The organism is Bartonella sp. AA81SXKL (assembly GCF_042196945.1).
Classification (GTDB): Bacteria; Pseudomonadota; Alphaproteobacteria; order Rhizobiales; family Rhizobiaceae; genus Bartonella.
On sequence record NZ_JBHIRH010000333.1, the window covers coordinates 1 to 262 of the forward strand.

The following is a 262-nucleotide window of genomic DNA, read 5'->3' on the forward strand; positions in this document are numbered from 1 at the left end:
TGTTTATCGGGGGAAAAGAATCCAAAACAAAAAGCGATGAAATAATTGAATATAAAGGATCTTCTCTGAATGCTGATGGCAATATAAAAATCGCTGCTAAAAAATCCAATGTACATGTAATGGGCTCTGACCTTACAGCACGTGAGGAACTGCACCTTTCAGCTTCCCATAATGTCAATGTTAAAGATGGCCGTAATAATCATTCATCGAATTCTCAAGAAAAACGTTTCGGTCTTGCCATTCAGTTGACTAAAAAACACAA

General features: G+C 36.6%; 1 protein-coding gene. It reads left to right on the forward strand.

The genetic code is table 11. The features are described 5' to 3' along the window. Window positions 1-262: hemagglutinin repeat-containing protein (locus tag ACFINZ_RS11500; protein ID WP_375701582.1), on the forward strand; the 262-nt coding region annotated here is incomplete at both ends.